This window comes from Microvirga sp. BF8 (assembly GCF_059888585.1).
This window is the reverse complement of sequence record NZ_CM187619.1, coordinates 1,861,882-1,876,995: the sequence shown is the minus strand read 5'-3', so window position 1 is coordinate 1,876,995 and position 15,114 is coordinate 1,861,882. Positions and strand designations below refer to the sequence as shown.

The 15,114-nt window shown below is 64.6% G+C and carries 13 protein-coding genes; 10 read left to right on the top strand and 3 right to left on the bottom strand.

Annotated elements, in window-relative coordinates; translation table 11 throughout:
- Positions 1 to 10: 10 nt before the first annotated feature.
- The 9 genes from AC522E_RS08980 to AC522E_RS08940 all read left to right on the top strand — a co-directional run bounded on the left by AC522E_RS08980 (position 11) and on the right by AC522E_RS08940 (position 10,450).
- Positions 11 to 988, top strand: coding sequence for a DUF2232 domain-containing protein (locus AC522E_RS08980; RefSeq protein WP_500750070.1), 978 nt, complete (start codon positions 11 to 13; stop codon positions 986 to 988).
- 25 nt (positions 989 to 1,013) lie between these two features.
- A complete protein-coding gene (rplI, locus tag AC522E_RS08975) occupies positions 1,014 to 1,577 on the top strand; it encodes a 50S ribosomal protein L9 (RefSeq protein WP_500750069.1) in 564 nt (187 codons plus the stop codon).
- Between the two features lie 274 nt (positions 1,578 to 1,851).
- Positions 1,852 to 3,345, top strand: a complete 1,494-nt coding sequence (locus tag AC522E_RS08970; RefSeq protein WP_500750068.1) for a replicative DNA helicase — start codon at positions 1,852 to 1,854, stop codon at positions 3,343 to 3,345.
- The gene (gene alr / locus AC522E_RS08965; protein ID WP_500750067.1) at positions 3,342 to 4,508 is read left to right on the top strand and encodes an alanine racemase; all 1,167 of its coding nucleotides are present in this window, start codon (positions 3,342 to 3,344) and stop codon (positions 4,506 to 4,508) included. The genes AC522E_RS08970 and alr overlap by 4 nt, the downstream gene beginning before the upstream one ends.
- Complete coding sequence (gene radA / locus AC522E_RS08960; RefSeq protein ID WP_500750066.1) at positions 4,508 to 5,896, top strand: DNA repair protein RadA; 1,389 nt, start codon at positions 4,508 to 4,510, stop codon at positions 5,894 to 5,896. The genes alr and radA overlap by 1 nt, the downstream gene beginning before the upstream one ends.
- Positions 5,897 to 6,041: 145 nt before the next feature.
- Entirely contained in the window at positions 6,042 to 7,157 is a 1,116-nt protein-coding gene (locus AC522E_RS08955) for a cadherin repeat domain-containing protein (RefSeq protein ID WP_500750065.1), read from the top strand.
- A 227-nt stretch (positions 7,158 to 7,384) separates the two neighbouring features.
- Positions 7,385 to 8,011 carry a CvpA family protein gene (locus AC522E_RS08950; RefSeq protein WP_500750064.1) on the top strand — a complete coding sequence of 209 codons (627 nt, stop codon included), beginning with the start codon at positions 7,385 to 7,387 and terminating at the stop codon, positions 8,009 to 8,011.
- Positions 8,012 to 8,212: 201 nt separating this feature from the next.
- Entirely contained in the window at positions 8,213 to 9,700 is a 1,488-nt protein-coding gene (gene purF, locus AC522E_RS08945; RefSeq protein WP_500750063.1) for an amidophosphoribosyltransferase, read from the top strand.
- 6 nt (positions 9,701 to 9,706) lie between these two features.
- Positions 9,707 to 10,450 (top strand): SDR family NAD(P)-dependent oxidoreductase, encoded by a 744-nt coding sequence (locus AC522E_RS08940; RefSeq protein WP_500750062.1) that lies wholly within the window; start codon positions 9,707 to 9,709, stop codon positions 10,448 to 10,450.
- Positions 10,451 to 10,513: 63 nt separating this feature from the next.
- On the opposite strand, the gene AC522E_RS08935 is transcribed toward AC522E_RS08940, so the two are convergent.
- Complete coding sequence (locus AC522E_RS08935) at positions 10,514 to 11,920, bottom strand: aminotransferase-like domain-containing protein (RefSeq protein WP_500750061.1); 1,407 nt, start codon at positions 11,918 to 11,920, stop codon at positions 10,514 to 10,516.
- A 104-nt stretch (positions 11,921 to 12,024) separates the two neighbouring features.
- On the opposite strand from AC522E_RS08935, the gene AC522E_RS08930 reads away from it, so the two are divergent.
- On the top strand, positions 12,025 to 12,957 hold the full coding sequence (locus AC522E_RS08930) for a DMT family transporter (protein WP_500750060.1): 933 nt from the start codon (positions 12,025 to 12,027) through the stop codon (positions 12,955 to 12,957).
- Between the two features lie 12 nt (positions 12,958 to 12,969).
- On the opposite strand, the gene der is transcribed toward AC522E_RS08930, so the two are convergent.
- On the bottom strand, positions 12,970 to 14,316 hold the full coding sequence (gene der / locus AC522E_RS08925; RefSeq protein WP_500750059.1) for a ribosome biogenesis GTPase Der: 1,347 nt from the start codon (positions 14,314 to 14,316) through the stop codon (positions 12,970 to 12,972).
- A gap of 20 nt (positions 14,317 to 14,336) precedes the next feature.
- Positions 14,337 to 15,008 carry a tetratricopeptide repeat protein gene (locus tag AC522E_RS08920; RefSeq protein ID WP_500750058.1) on the bottom strand — a complete coding sequence of 224 codons (672 nt, stop codon included), beginning with the start codon at positions 15,006 to 15,008 and terminating at the stop codon, positions 14,337 to 14,339.
- Between the last annotated feature and the right edge of the window lie 106 nt (positions 15,009 to 15,114).

Below are 15,114 nucleotides of genomic sequence, written 5' to 3'. Positions count from 1 at the left end.
AGCGGGATCCATGAACTATCTTCTTCCAGGCATCGGCGCCGGGCTCGTTTCAGCCCTCCTGACCGCGGTGATTGTGAAAGCGACCCCGCTGGCGGCCGTCCTGTATCTGCTGTCCCCGATCCCCGTCCTGATCGTCTCGCTCGGCTGGAACCATCGCTCCGGTCTCGTCGCCACCGTCATCGGTGGACTCGCCATCGCCCTGGTGATTTCGCCCCTGAGCGGACTGGGCTTTGCCGTCGTCACCGGCCTCCCCGCCTGGTGGCTCGCCTATCTGGCCCTTCTCGGCCGCCCGACGGAAGGGGGCACCATCGAATGGTACCCGATTGGGCGCCTTCTCGCCTGGGTCGCCGCCACCGCAGCTTTGACCGTCGTCGCCGCCGCGGTCATTTCCACGCGCGGCGATTACGACGCTTTCCTCGCGAACGCCCGGGAGATTGCCGAGCTCTTCGTGAACATGCAGTTCCCGCAGAGCGAGACGGGCGGCCTCGATGCCGACACGCGCAAGGACCTGATCGAACTCTTCTCCCGCCTGACGCCGTTCCTGTCGGCCCAGGGCTTCACGGTGGTTCTTGCCCTCTACCTGTGGGCCGCCGCCAAGATCGTCGCCTTCTCGAAGCGTCTGCCCCGACCCTGGCCTTCGGTGCCGGAACTGATCATGCCCGTCTCCGTCGTGCTGGTCCTTGCGGTCTGTGTCGCCGCGATCGTCCTGGGGCTCGACAACTTCCTCGGCACCTTCGCCGCCGCTCTTGCCGGCGCCCTCTTCATGGCCTTCGCCCTGCAGGGTCTCGCCGCTATCCATGACCGGACCCGCGGCAACGTGGTGCGCGGGCTCATCCTGGGCGCGGTCTATGTCGTGCTGTTCGTTTCACAGGGCATCCTGGTGGTCGCCCTGTCGCTTTTCGGCATCGCCGATTCCGCCTTCGGGCTGCGCCGCCGCTTCGGCGGCAGCGGGCCCAAGCCGAAACTCCCTCGGACCCCTTCAACCTGATCACGAACATCAAAGGAGAAAACCAATGGAAGTGATCCTTCTCGAGCGCGTCGCAAAGCTCGGCCAGATGGGCGAAACCGTGAAGGTGCGCGACGGCTATGCGCGCAACTTCCTCCTGCCCCGCGGCAAGGCCCTGCGCGCCACCAAGACCAACAAGGAGCATTTCGAGAACCAGCGCGCCCAGCTCGAGGCCCGCAATCTCGAGCGCCGCAAGGAAGCCGAGACCGTCGGCGAGAAGCTGAACGGCCAGAGCTTCATCATCATCCGTCAGGCCGGCGAGACGGGCGTGCTCTACGGCTCGGTCTCGACCCGCGACCTCGCCGAGATCATGACCAAGGACGGCTTCACGGTTGATCGCAACCAGATCGTCCTCAACGCTCCGATCAAGACCCTCGGACTGCACGCCGTTCCGGTGTCGCTGCATCCGGAGGTCGAGGTCCAGGTGACGATCAACGTCGCCCGGAGCCCCGAGGAGGCCGAGCGTCAGTCCCGTGGCGAGTCTGTCACGACCCGGGAAGAGACGAATCTCGACGATCTTGGACTTGAAGTCGGCGCGGCCCTGGCCGAAGCCGGAGACGTGGAGCTCTGAGACCCGGGCCACTTGCTCGCGTTCTCTTTTTGTTCCAAGATGGCGCTTTCCGTCGATTCGGCGGGAAGCGCTTTTTCGTTGGCAGGGCTGAAATCGATGTCCCTGTCCAGACCGAAGCCGGCCGGCGAAGGGGCACGATGTGGGAATCGGGGACAATGAGGACAATCCGCATGCGGGCGGACAGAGTCTCGACCTGTGTCCGGGCGGCCACCTTTCGGCACCCGAATCTGGTCTAAGGATGTCCGATCCCTGATCTTGTTTTTCGGAGCGCCGGATGGCCACCGCCAATGCCCTGATCGCCCGTATCGATTCGGCCGAACCGCAATTCCGCGTCGCGCCGAACAACATCGATGCCGAACAGGCGCTCCTCGGCGCGATCCTCGTCAACAACGATGCCTATTACCGGGTGTCCGACTTCCTCGAAGCCGCGCACTTCATCGAGGACCTGCACCGGCGCATCTACGAGGTGGCGACCAGCCTGATCAAGGCCGGCAAGGTTGCGACGCCCATCACCCTGAAGACCTTCCTCGGCGACCAGGATCTCGGCGGCGTCACCGTTTCGCAGTATCTCGCGCGCCTCGCTGCCGAGGCGACGACCGTCATCAATGCCGAGGATTACGGCCGGACGATCTACGATCTCGCGATCCGCCGCAATCTCATCGCCATCGGCGAGGATCTGGTGAATGTCGCCTACGATGCGCCGGTCGATACATCCCCGAGGGACCAGATCGAGGAGGCGGAGCGCCGTCTCTACGAACTGGCGGAAACCGGCCGCTACGACGGCGGCTTCCAGCGCTTCTCGGACGCCCTCACCCAGGCCATCGACATGGCGGCGGCGGCCTACAAGCGCGAGGGCAAGCTGTCAGGCATTTCCACGGGGCTCATCGACCTCGACCGGACGCTTGGCGGGCTTCAGCCCTCGGACCTCGTCATCCTCGCCGGACGTCCGGCGATGGGTAAGACATCGCTCGCGACGAACATCGCGTTCAACATCGCCAGGACCTATGAGGCGGAGAAGCAGCCCGACGGGACGATGAAGACCATCAATGGCGGCATCGTCGGCTTCTTCTCCCTCGAAATGTCGGCGGAACAGCTCGCCACCCGCATCATCGCCGAGCAATCGGGCGTCGCCTCCTACAAGATCCGCCGCGGCGACATGCGCGAGGACGACTTCTACAAGATTACAGAAGCGGCCCGGGAGATGCAGTCGATCCCGTTCTACATCGACCAGACCGGCGGCATTTCCATCGCCCAGCTCGCTGCCCGTGCCCGGCGGCTGAAGCGGCAGCGCGGACTCGACGTTCTCGTCGTCGACTATCTCCAGCTGCTCTCGGCCTCTGCGAAGAAGGGCGAGAACCGGGTGCAGGAGCTGACCGAGATCACCACCGGCCTCAAGGCGCTCGCCAAGGAGCTCGCGGTTCCGATCGTCGCCCTGTCCCAGCTCTCCCGCCAGGTGGAATCGCGCGACGACAAGCGCCCCCAGCTCTCGGACCTGCGTGAATCGGGCTCCATCGAGCAGGACGCCGACGTGGTGATGTTCGTTTACCGCGAGGAGTACTATCTGAAGAACAAGGAGCCGAAGCCCGGCACCGAGGAATACTTCAAATGGCAGTCCGAAATGGACCAGGTGCACGGCAAGGCGGAAGTCATCATCGGCAAGCAGCGTCACGGCCCCACGGGCACCGTCCAGCTCGCCTTCCAGGCCGACATTACCCGATTCACCAACTTGGCGGACGAAGACAAACTTCCTGAACGGATGGGCGATTGAAGAGGCATATCCCGCAGAAGGCTCCGCAAGGGCGCATTCCTGAAAGCGCTGCCGGAGCGACCCTCCATATCGATCTCGACGCGGTGGCATCGAACTGGCGCCTCCTGCGCGACCGCTCCGGCGGAGCGGAGACAGCGGCCGTCGTCAAGGCGGATGCTTATGGCACCGGCATCGAGATGGCTGTCCCGGCCCTTTCCGATGCCGGCTGCCGCACCTTCTTCGTCGCCCATGTGAGCGAGGCGCTTCGCGTCCGCGCCATCGCGCCCGATGTGACGGTCTATGTCCTGAACGGGCTCCTGCCGGGAGCCTCGGCCCATTTCGCGGAGCACGATCTGCGCCCCGTCCTCGGTTCCCTGGCCGAGATCGAGGAATGGGCCGCGTTCAGCCGCGCCGAGGGCCGTCGCTTCAAGGCGGCCATTCATGTGGATACCGGCATGAACCGCCTCGGCCTGACACCGGGTGAAGGCCTTCTCCTTGCAGAACGGCCGGAGTTGAAGGATTTCGAGCCTGCGCTGCTCATGAGCCATTTCGTCGGCGCGGAGGAGCAGGACAATCCACTCAACGGCCGGCAGATCGATGCCTTTTCGGCTGTGCGGAATACCCTGCCCGGCATCCCGGCCTCGCTCGCCAACTCCTCCGGCATTTTCCTTCCGCAAAGGCCGCATTTCGATCTCGTCCGTCCGGGCTACGCGCTCTATGGCGGAAACCCGACCCCGGACGACGACAATCCCATGCGAGCCGTCGTCGGCCTCGAGGGCCGGATCGTGCAGTTGCGCGTCGTCGAGGCGGGAGAGACTGTCGGCTACAATGGTCGCTGGACGGCGAAGGATCGTCGCCGGGTCGCCACCGTATCGGTCGGCTATGCGGACGGCTATCCCCGGTCCGGCAGCGCGCGCGGACAGAGCGGAGAGGCCCTGTTGGCCGGCATGGCCATCGTCGCCGGACACCCCTGCCCCTTCGCCGGTACGATCTCCATGGACCTCCTGGCCATTGACGTGACGGACGTCCCCGAGAGGGACATCGGGCGTGGCGTTCCCGTGACCCTGATCGGCGGAGCCCTCACCATCGACGAGGTCGGGCGCCGCGCCGGAACCATCGGCTATGAGATCCTGACCAGCCTCGGCTCCCGCTACCGTCGCACCTATGCCGGGGCGAAGTCCTGATGGCGAAGCGTCAAGCGTCTTTCGCCTGCCAGAGCTGCGGGGCGGTTTACAATCGCTGGAAAGGCAAATGTGAAGCCTGCGGCGGGTGGAACACCATCGTCGAGGAAACGGGCTCGGCGAACCCGATGGCCGGCCCCGTGGCCACGCGGCCATCCCGGGCCAAGGGCCGCATCTTTCCGCTCGAAGGCCTGTCGGGCGAAGCCAAGGAGGCCCCGCGGACGCCGTCCGGAATTGCCGAACTCGACCGCGTGACGGGCGGCGGCTTCGTCCATGGCTCCGTCATCCTGCTTGGCGGCGATCCGGGAATCGGCAAGTCGACCCTGCTCATGCAGGCCTCGGCCGCCCTCGCCCAGCGGGGGCAAAGGGTCGCCTATATCTCCGGCGAGGAGGCGGTGGCCCAGGTGCGCCTGCGGGCGGAGCGCCTCGGCCTTGGGCAGGCCCCGGTGGAACTCGCCTCCGAGACCAATGTGGAGGATATCGTCGCGACCCTCGGACAGGGCCGTCCGCCGGCTCTCGCCATCATCGATTCGATCCAGACCATGTGGACCGAGACGGTGGAATCGGCGCCCGGCACCGTGACCCAGGTGCGCGGCAGCGCCCAGGCGCTGATCCGCTTCGCCAAGACCACGGGGACTGCCGTGATCCTCGTCGGCCACGTTACGAAGGACGGCCAGATCGCAGGTCCTCGCGTCGTCGAGCACATGGTCGATGCGGTGGTCTCCTTCGAGGGCGATACCGGCCACCATTTCCGCATCCTGCGTGCGGTCAAGAACCGCTTCGGCCCCACGGACGAGATCGGCGTGTTCGAGATGTCGGACCAGGGCCTGCGCGAGGTTCCGAACCCCTCGGAACTCTTCCTCGCCGGACGCGACCTGGCAACGGCCGGCACAGCCGTCTTCGCAGGGATGGAGGGAACACGCCCACTTCTGGTAGAGATCCAGGCCCTCGTCGCCCCCTCCTCCCTCGGCACGCCGCGCCGCGCCGTGGTCGGCTGGGACCCGGCGCGCCTGTCGATGATCCTCGCCGTGCTGGAGGCTCATGGCGGCCTGCGGCTCGGCATGCACGACGTCTATCTCAACGTCGCCGGCGGCCTGCGCATCACTGAGCCTGCCGCCGATCTCGCGGCCGCGGCCGCCCTGGTCTCGTCTCTCTCGGGCTCGCCGCTGCCGCCCGACACCGTCTATTTCGGGGAATTGGGCCTTTCCGGTGCCATCCGGCCCGTGGCCCAGGCCGAGGCGCGCCTCAAGGAAGCCGCGAAGCTCGGCTTCTCCAACGCCGTTTCCCCAGCGGCACGGACGGACAAGAAGAAGGAGCGCCTGCCCCTCGCCGCGTCCTCGATCGGCCATATTACGGATCTGGTCGCCGGAATTGCGGCGCGGCGACGCTAATTCGAGAGGGATGGGTGGTTGATAGAACAAGGTTCGGCTTGACTGTTAGAGACATGTTAAATCATAACGATACCCAGGCGAGTCCCTATGCGACTCTGCGGAGCATGGGCCAGCTTCCGGCCATTCATTGTGATTTTGAGGACCAATGGCTGCAACGATCGCTCTTTCAGGCACAGCCCTACTCGAAGACGCTCAACAAGGCGCTGTGATCGGCACCCTCAGTGTCAGCGGCGGCGCGAACGGCGAAGTCTTCAGTTACGCCCTCGACGAAAGCTACAGCGATCGCTTCGAAATCACTCAGGACCCGGCGTCGGGCGAATGGCAGCTCGTCGTCAAGTCTGCAGGAAACGATCTCTTCGACTTCGAAGATGCGGCCCTGAACCAATTCCATATCGGAGTCACGGCGGCCGGCGACCAGAACACTGCCGTCGATGCGGGTGCGTTCACGATTGACGTGACCAACGTGAATGAGGCCCCCACCGAGGTCACTCTCCTTGGGATCACGGCACCCATGGTCTTCGAGAACGCCGCGACCGGGACAGAAATCGGGGCCCTGGCGGCTCTCGATCCCGATGCGGGCGACGCCTACACCTTCACGCTAAAGGATGACGCCGGCGGTCGCTTCAAGCTCGATGCCACGGGCAGGAAGCTCGTCGTGGCTGACCGCTCGAAGCTCGACTACGAGAAGGCATCCTCGCACCAAATCAAGGTCGCGGTGAAGGATGCCGGGGGCCTCAGTTTCGAGGAGACCCTGACGATTGCCGTAGTCGACACGGTCGATACCTTCATCGGCACCGCACGTAACGACAGGCTCACCGGTACCGCGAGCGTCGATTTCCTGTATGGCGCAGCCGGTAACGACAAGCTCTACGGCCTCGATGGCGATGACATCCTGAATGGCGGCCTGGGAAAGGATTTTCTTTACGGCGGCAAGGGCAAGGATACCTTCCTGTTCGACATTCCGGTCAAGAAGGGCCAGTTCGACCAGGTCATGGACTTCCAGGCAAAGGATGACACGCTCCAGTTCAGCCTGTCCTCGATCAAATCCTACAAGATCAAGGCCATGAAGGCAGGCAAGCTCAACAAGAAGTTCTTCACGATCGGCGATCATGCCAAGGACAAGAACGACTTCGTCTATTACAACAAGAAAAACGGCTTCGTTTACCTGGACAGCGACGGTTCCGGCCACAAGAAGGGCATTGAGATCCTGAAACTAAAGCCCGGCCTTAAGCTGACGGCGGACGATTTTCACTTTATCTGAACTGCAAACTATCTAGAATAAGCTTATCCCGGCAGGAAACTGCCGGGATTTCTTTTGCGGCGAAACCGCCAGGCGCCGGGATCGGCGATATCCGTCGCGTCCGCCGCCCGCTCCTCTTCATGCTTCGGATACTCCAAGGGTGACGAAGCCCGTTCTTGCCGCTATACACCCCGACGCCTTAACCGCGTTTTCGACCGTCCCTTCCGTTTCTGCGTCAGGCTTGGCCCATGCCTTTTTCGATTCTGGATCTCGTCGTCGTCGGGGTCGTACTGATCTCCGGTCTCCTCGCTGCCGTCCGTGGCTTCACCCGAGAGGTCCTCGCGATCGTCGCCTGGGTCGCCGCCGCCGCGGTCGCCTGGTATCTTCACCCGGCAGTGCTGCCCCTGGCGCAGCAATATATCCACAATCACACCGTCGCCCTGGTGGCCGCCATCGGCGGCATCTTCGTCGTGACGCTGATCATCGTCTCGATCATCACCGTCCAGATCTCCGACCTGATCCTCGATTCGCGTATCGGAGCCTTGGACCGGACGCTCGGCCTCTTCTTCGGCGCCGCGCGGGGCTTCCTGATCTGCGTCATCGGCTGGGCCTTCCTCGGGTGGCTGCTCCAGGGCAAGAATCCGGAATGGGCGGCGACCTCGCGCACCCGCCCCGCCATGGAAAACACCCGTGACAGCATCATCGCGATGCTGCCGGAGAACGCCGAGGCGCTGATCCAGAAGCTGCGCGAAAAGGGAACGGCGCCCGAGGCCGAGCCCGGCGAACCTGCCGAGCCCGATCCCCAACGCACTGGCCCTGCCCCGGCCGCGCCTGCGGCACCCGCTCCCGCCAGGCCCGCCCAGCCGCGCGGCTGACCTTCCTGTTGTCTGGCCTGTTGTCTGGCGGCTGTAACTCTCCCCTCGCCGGGACGCCGCCTGCTGCCCGTTCGATCTCGCTTGCATCAGCCATGCGTCGTCTTTGCAGGGGAGCGGACGCAATAATCGTTGGCGATTGCCGAAACGCTCATTAAATAGGGGCCTCAGCGCCACCTGCGGTGCCACCCCAAGGAAATGACGATGTCTTCTCTGTCTGAGACGTGGCAGGTCCAGCCCAAAACGGTGGACCTTGACCTCGACGGCGATACCTTGCGCGAGGAATGCGGTGTTTTCGGCATCTATGGACACCCGGATGCCTCCGCTATCACGGCCCTGGGACTCCATGCCCTCCAGCACCGCGGCCAGGAAGCGGCCGGCATCGTGTCCTTCGATGGCCACGTCTTCCATCTCGAGCGCAAGCTCGGTCTGGTCGGCGACGGTTTCTCCGACCGTTCCGTGATCGAGCGCCTGGAAGGCGCGTCCGCCATCGGCCATGTACGCTACTCCACGACGGGCGAAACGATCCTCCGCAACGTGCAGCCGCTCTTCGCCGAGCTCGATGGCGGCGGCCTGGCCGTCGCCCACAACGGCAACCTGACCAACGGCCTGACCCTTCGCCGCAACCTCATCCGTGACGGCGCCATCTGCCAGTCCACGACGGATACCGAGGTGATCGTCCATCTCGTGGCCCGCAGCCGCCATGGACGCGTTGTCGACCGGTTCCTGGAAGCGATCAAGCAGATCGAGGGAGCCTATTCCCTCGTTGCCCTCACCAACAAGAAGCTCATCGGCGCCCGGGATCCCCTGGGCATCCGTCCCCTCGTTCTCGGCGAGCTGGATGGCCGCTATATCCTCACGTCCGAGACCTGTGCGCTCGACATCATCGGCGCCCGTTTCGTGCGCGACATCGAGAACGGCGAATGCGTCGTCATCTCGGACGAGGGCATCGAGTCGTTCCGGTTCGCGCCGCAGCAGCCGGCCCGTCCCTGCATCTTCGAGTACATCTACTTCGCCCGTCCCGATTCCATCGTGAACGGACGCAGCGTCTATGCCGTGCGCAAGGGCATGGGCCGCGAGCTCGCCTTCGAGGCGCCGGCCGCCGCCGATGTGGTGATTCCCGTACCGGATTCCGGCGTTCCCGCGGCCATAGGCTTCGCGCAGAGCTGCGGCCTGCCCTACGAACTCGGCATCATCCGCAATCACTATGTCGGCCGCACCTTCATCCAGCCCACCCAGTCCGTGCGCGAACTCGGCGTACGCATGAAGCATTCGGCGAACCGCTCTGCCATCGAGGGCAAGCGCATCGTTCTGGTGGACGACAGCCTTGTGCGCGGCACGACCTCCGTGAAGATCGTGCGCATGATGCGCGAGGCCGGCGCGAAAGAGGTGCATTTCCGTATTGCCAGTCCGCCGATCACGCACCCCGACTTCTACGGTATCGATACGCCGGAGAAGGAGAAGCTGCTCGCAGCGACCCACGATCTCGAGCAGATGCGCGCCTATATCGGCGCGGACTCCCTCGCCTTCCTTTCCATCGAGGGCATTTATCGGGCCATGGGAGAGGATGGCCGAAATCCGGCGCAGCCACAATTCACCGATCACTGCTTCACGGGCGACTATCCAACTCCGTTAACCGATCTGACCGTGGCGACGCCCCGTCGCCTCGCCCTTCTCGCCGAAGCTGACTGAGGATCCATGACCAAGCCCCTCTCGAACCGCGTCGCAGTCGTCACCGGCGCGTCGCGCGGCATCGGCCGTGCCGCGGCGTTGGCTCTTGCCGAAGCCGGCGCGCATATCATCGCGCTGGCCCGGACCCAGGGCGCCCTCGAATCCCTGGACGACGAAATTCGCGCCAAGGGATCTTCCGCGACCCTGGTGCCCGTCAACCTGAAGGACTTCGATGCGCTCGACCGGCTTGGCGCCGCCATCTACGAGCGCTGGGGCAAGCTCGACATTCTTCTCGGCAATGCGGGAATTCTCGGTGAACTCGCGCCTATCACCCATATCGATCAGCCGGTCTGGGACGAGGTGATGGCGATCAATGTCACCGCCAATTATCGCTTGATCCGATCCCTGGACCCGCTGCTGCGCGCCTCCGATGCCGGCCGCGCCATTTTCGTGACGTCGGGAGCCGCCAGCAAGTGCACCGCCTATTGGGGTGTCTATTCGGTGTCGAAGGCGGCCCTGAACGCGCTCGTGCGCACCTATGCCGCAGAAACCGTGACCACCCCGATCAAGGCGATGCTGCTCAATCCCGGCCCTCTGCGCACCGCCATGCGCCGGACGGCGATGCCGGGCGAGGATCCGCTCACCCTCCGGACACCGGAGGACCTTGCTCCGCACATCCTCAAGATGACGCTCCCGGATTGGGCCGAGACGGGCAAGATCTACGACTTTACGCAGGACGGAAAGGTGCTTACGCCGCAGATGCCGGCTTGAGACGGCCTGTCCTGAGCCCCGTCATCGCGCGCTTTGGCTGCGCCTTTTGCACCGAGGGTTCGATCAGGCCGCTCGTTTGATCGCCCGGTCAAGGACTCTGAAGATCCGGTCGTCCATGCACTGGGCCACGTTGAATCGGAAGAAGCTGGTCGCGGATTGCGAGAGGCTGAAGACATTGCCGGGAGCAATCAGAACGTCGTCGGCCAGAGCATGGCGCGCCACGACGGCCGAATCGGATCCCGGAAGCCGGCACCAGAGGAACATCCCCGCTTTCGGCTCGATCCATGGCTCGATGCCGAGGTTGCGCAGGCGCGGGATCGTTACGGCCCTCGCCTCGGCGAGACGGGCGCGAAGCGCCTCCATGTGCTTCCGGTAAGAGCCGCTGCCGAGGACGCTGAGGATGAGCTCTTCCGACAGACGACCGCTGGCAAAGCCTGTAGCGATCCGGAGATCGGTCAGCTTGTCGATCCAATCCGCGCGGCCGGCGATATAGCCGCAGCGGAACGACGCCGAGAGGGTTTTCGAGAAGCTGCCGATCCGTACCACGCGCTCGAGCCCGTCGAGTGCCGCCAGCCGCGTCGCCGGGTCGTGTTCGAAATCGGCGAAGATATCGTCCTCGACGACTGTGAGGCCGTACTCCTCGGCGAGCTTCAGGAGCTTGTGTGCCGTTGCCGCGGACAGCGACGCTCCGGTTGGATTGTGCGGGCCGGAATTGGTGAGGTAGAGGCGCGGCTGGTGCTCGACGAGCGCCCGCTCGAACGCGCTGATCTCGGGCCCGCTCGGAGTATAGGGAATACTGACCACGGTCGCCTGATGCGCGCGCAGAAGGGCGAGGAAGTTGAAATAGCAGGGGTCGTCCACCAGGACCACGTCTCCCGGTCGGATGAGCAGCCGGCATACGAGGTCGATGGCCTGCGTCCCCGAATCGGTGAGCAGAATCTGTTCGGTCGCAACCTGAAACCCTTGCTCCGCCATGCGCCGGGACAGGAACCGGCGCAAGGGAGCCGATCCCAGGGGCGAGCCATAATCCGTCAGGTCCGTTCCGTCTTTCGTTCGCGCGAGGTTGCGCAGGGAACGGCGAAGATCCTCCCCAGGCATCCATGAGCTCGGAAGCCAGCCGCAGCCGGGCTTGAGAACTGCGGAGCGCGCCTCCAGCGACTGCCGCGACACCCAGAAGGGATCGATGGCACGATCGAGGCGTGGGGCAAGTTCGGCCAGGGACAAGGGAGCGAGCGGCGCCGCACTGTAGAAGCCGGAGCCCGGCCGAGAGCGAATCAGGCCTTCGGCCGCGAGGCGATCATAGGCTTCGACCACGGTGGATTTCGACACCTGCATCGTCCTGGCAACGACACGGATGGACGGTAGCTTCGCGCCCGGCGTGATGGATCGGCTTGCGATCTGGCCGCGGATCGACCGCATGACGTGCTCGACCAGGGTTCCACCGCGCCGATGCGGCGTGAGATCGTCCAACTGTATTCCTCCTGTTCCCATTACAGTTTGGCAAAACCGTATGGCACTGTCTCTGGAAATGCCATGCCATCGCGGTGAGATGCGCGCGAAAGGGAAGCGCGTGCATGGACAAGACGACGGAAGGCTGGGTCAGTGGTTTCCTCGGGGTTCTGATCTTCAGCGGTTCGCTACCGGCGACCCGGATCGCAGTCCTGGACATCGATCCCCTGTTCCTGACCCTGGCGCGAGCCTCGATCGCCGGCATCCTGGGTGCGGCTCTGCTCATGGTCCTGCGGCAAAGACGTCCCGGCCGTGGCGATCTCCTCTCCCTTGCAATTGTCGCCCTCGGCGTGGTGGTAGGCTTTCCGTTGCTGACCGCCCTCGCGCTCCGGCATATCACTGCCGCTCATTCCATTGTCTTCATTGGTCTTCTGCCCCTTTGCACCGCAATCTTCGGTGTCGTTCGAGGCGGCGAGCGTCCCAAGCCTGCGTTCTGGGTCTTTTCCGGACTGGGAGGTGGTCTGGTCGCCGGCTTCGCCCTGCTTCAGGGCTTCACGACGTCGCCCACCGGGGATCTGCTCATGATCGGCGCAATCCTTCTCTGTGGCCTCGGTTATGCGGAAGGTGCAACGCTTTCGCGCCGGCTCGGCGGCTGGCAGGTGATTTCATGGGCGCTGGTCCTCTCCCTGCCTGTGATGGCGGGACTGACGCTCTTCACACTTCCGCAATCCTGGAGCGGGATCGGCCTGCCCGCGTGGCTGGGCCTCGCCTATGTCTCGCTGTTTTCCATGCTGATCGGCTTCGTGTTCTGGTATCGCGGCCTGGCGCTGGGCGGGATCGCCGGGGTGGGCCAGTTGCAGCTTCTTCAGCCCTTTTTCGGGCTGACCCTTTCTGCCTGGCTTCTGCATGAAGCCGTCAGCTGGCAGATGATCGCGGTGACGCTCGCCATCATCCTGTGCGTCGCGGGCGCAAAGCACTTCGCCAAGCCAGATTCCGAGCGTGCGACGCGCGCCGCAAAGCTCGCCGCACGCGCGCACCCTCGGTCATCGAACGGATGATGGGCACCTGCCCTACTTCCGTTCCTTATCGAAGGGGTTCTTGCCCATGCGCAGCGAAACGCGGATCGGGACGCCGGGCAGATCGAACGCCTCGCGGATGCTATTGACGAGATACCGCGTATAGCTCTTCGGGAGCGCATCGAGCTGGTTTCCGAACACGGCGAAGTGCGGCGGCCGTGCCTTGATCTGCGTCATGTAGCGGATCTTGATCCGTCGACCGGAGACGGCCGGTGGCGGATTGGCTTCGAGCGCCTGAGCAAGCCACTGGTTCATCCGCGCCGTGGAGATGCGCCTGTTCCAGGTCTCGTAAACCTGCAGGATCGCCTTCATCAACGCATCGATGCCGCTGCCGGCGAGGCCCGAAAGCGGCACAATGGGGGCGCCCCTGACCTGCGGAAGCAGGCGGCTCGCCTTCTCCTTGAGCTCCTTGAGGAGCCCCGGCTGGTCTGCGACCAGGTCCCATTTGTTGAGGCCGATCACGAGCGCACGGCCCTCCTGCTCCACCAGATCGACGATGGAGAGATCCTGCTTCTCGAACGGGATCGTCGCATCGAGGAGCACGACCACCACCTCCGCGAAGCGCACCGCGCGCAGAGCATCGGCGACCGAGAGCTTTTCGAGCTTGTCCTCGACGCGAGCGCGCTTGCGCAGCCCCGCTGTATCGAACAGCTTGATGGGACGGCCGCGCCAAGTCCAGTCGAGGGAGATCGAATCGCGGGTGATGCCGGCTTCGGGGCCCGTGAGCAGGCGCTCCTCGCCGACCATGCGATTGATGAGGGTGGACTTGCCCGCATTCGGCCGCCCGACAATAGCGACCTGAAGCGGCTTGTTGGGATCTTCCTCTTCCTCCAATTCCTGGTCGGGATCGGGGAAATGAGGCATCAGCGCCTCGAAGAGATCGGCCATGCCCTCCCCATGCTCGGCTGAAAGGGGCACCGGCTCGCCGAGGCCGAGAGAAAAGGCCTCGTAGGCACCGGCCATGCCGGCGCCGCCTTCCGCCTTGTTGGCGATGAGGATCACCGGCTTGCCCGATCGGCGCACCATTTCGGCAAAGGGGCGGTCGGCGGGCAGGATGCCGACACGCGCATCGATGACGAACAGGATCACGTCGGCGTCGCCGATGGCGGCCTCCGTCTGGGCACGCATGCGACCGAGGAGGGATTCCTCGGTGGATTCCTCGAGCCCTGCCGTGTCGACGATGCGGAATTCCAGGTCGCCGAGGCGTGCTTCGCCTTCACGCCGGTCGCGGGTCACGCCGGGCCGGTCGTCCACGAGTGCCAGCTTCTTCCCGACCAGACGGTTGAACAGAGTCGATTTGCCGACATTCGGCCGCCCGACAATGGCGACGGTGGGCGTCATGTCCTGCCTCGCATTCCTGACTACTGGGTCACCGGGACGGGTCCACCCGCCACGAGCGCAGTATATACCGCAAGGCGCTGTTTCAGCGCAGATGGTGTCTCGCGGTCCGCGGCGATCTGGTCGAACCACTTGCCCGCATAGTCCATGTCCCCCGCCTTGAGACCGGAGAGGCCGAGAAGCTCACGGGCCGAATGCCGCCAGGCATTCTCCGGCACCGCCAGACGCTCGAGATCCGGCCGGATCCTGGCCGGGTCACCGCTGTCCATCCGCAGCCATGCGGCGCGAAGGCGCGCAAGGTCCTGCCAGAGCGGGCTCAGATGGGTATCCTTGGCGAGGGCGTCAAAGGCGGAGGCGCCGTTCTCGGCGTTCTGACGACCGAGCTCAGCCGCCAGGCGGAAGCGGGCGAGAAGGCCGTAGCCCCCATCACCCTCCTTTGCGAGGCCTTCCAGCGCGGCCTCGGCATCCTTGCCTTTGTCCTCGCGGGACAATTTCAAGGCGTCCTCATAGCGCACGGCGGCGGCCTGGGAGCGGGTTTCCTGATAATGTTCCCAGTAGCGCCAACCACCGACTGCGGCCACGACAAGGATCGCGGCGCCGATGATGACGCCATTGTAGCGATTCCAGATCTTGGCGATCTGGTCGCGCCGGTATTCCTCGTCGACCTCGCGGATGAACTCGTCGTTCGGAGCCATAATGATCTTGCGGCCGGGACCGCCTCCTCAATCGAAGTGGGTCGCCTAGCACACCCCCCCGATGAAGGCGAGAGGCTGATCGCGTCGCAGAGGACGAGTTGCCCGC

Excerpts from the sequence above, each read along its gene's own strand:
- AC522E_RS08980 (WP_500750070.1), top strand. The coding sequence starts at position 11 with ATGAACTATCTTCTTCCAGGCATCGGCGCCGGGCTCGTTTCAGCCCTC.
- rplI (WP_500750069.1), top strand. The coding sequence starts at position 1,014 with ATGGAAGTGATCCTTCTCGAGCGCGTCGCAAAGCTCGGCCAGATGGGC.
- AC522E_RS08970 (WP_500750068.1), top strand. The coding sequence starts at position 1,852 with ATGGCCACCGCCAATGCCCTGATCGCCCGTATCGATTCGGCCGAACCG.
- radA (WP_500750066.1), top strand. The coding sequence starts at position 4,508 with ATGGCGAAGCGTCAAGCGTCTTTCGCCTGCCAGAGCTGCGGGGCGGTT.
- AC522E_RS08955 (WP_500750065.1), top strand. The coding sequence starts at position 6,042 with ATGGCTGCAACGATCGCTCTTTCAGGCACAGCCCTACTCGAAGACGCT.
- AC522E_RS08950 (WP_500750064.1), top strand. The coding sequence starts at position 7,385 with ATGCCTTTTTCGATTCTGGATCTCGTCGTCGTCGGGGTCGTACTGATC.
- purF (WP_500750063.1), top strand. The coding sequence starts at position 8,213 with ATGTCTTCTCTGTCTGAGACGTGGCAGGTCCAGCCCAAAACGGTGGAC.
- AC522E_RS08940 (WP_500750062.1), top strand. The coding sequence starts at position 9,707 with ATGACCAAGCCCCTCTCGAACCGCGTCGCAGTCGTCACCGGCGCGTCG.
- AC522E_RS08930 (WP_500750060.1), top strand. The coding sequence starts at position 12,025 with ATGGACAAGACGACGGAAGGCTGGGTCAGTGGTTTCCTCGGGGTTCTG.
- der (WP_500750059.1), bottom strand. The coding sequence starts at position 14,316 with ATGACGCCCACCGTCGCCATTGTCGGGCGGCCGAATGTCGGCAAATCG.
- AC522E_RS08920 (WP_500750058.1), bottom strand. The coding sequence starts at position 15,008 with ATGGCTCCGAACGACGAGTTCATCCGCGAGGTCGACGAGGAATACCGG.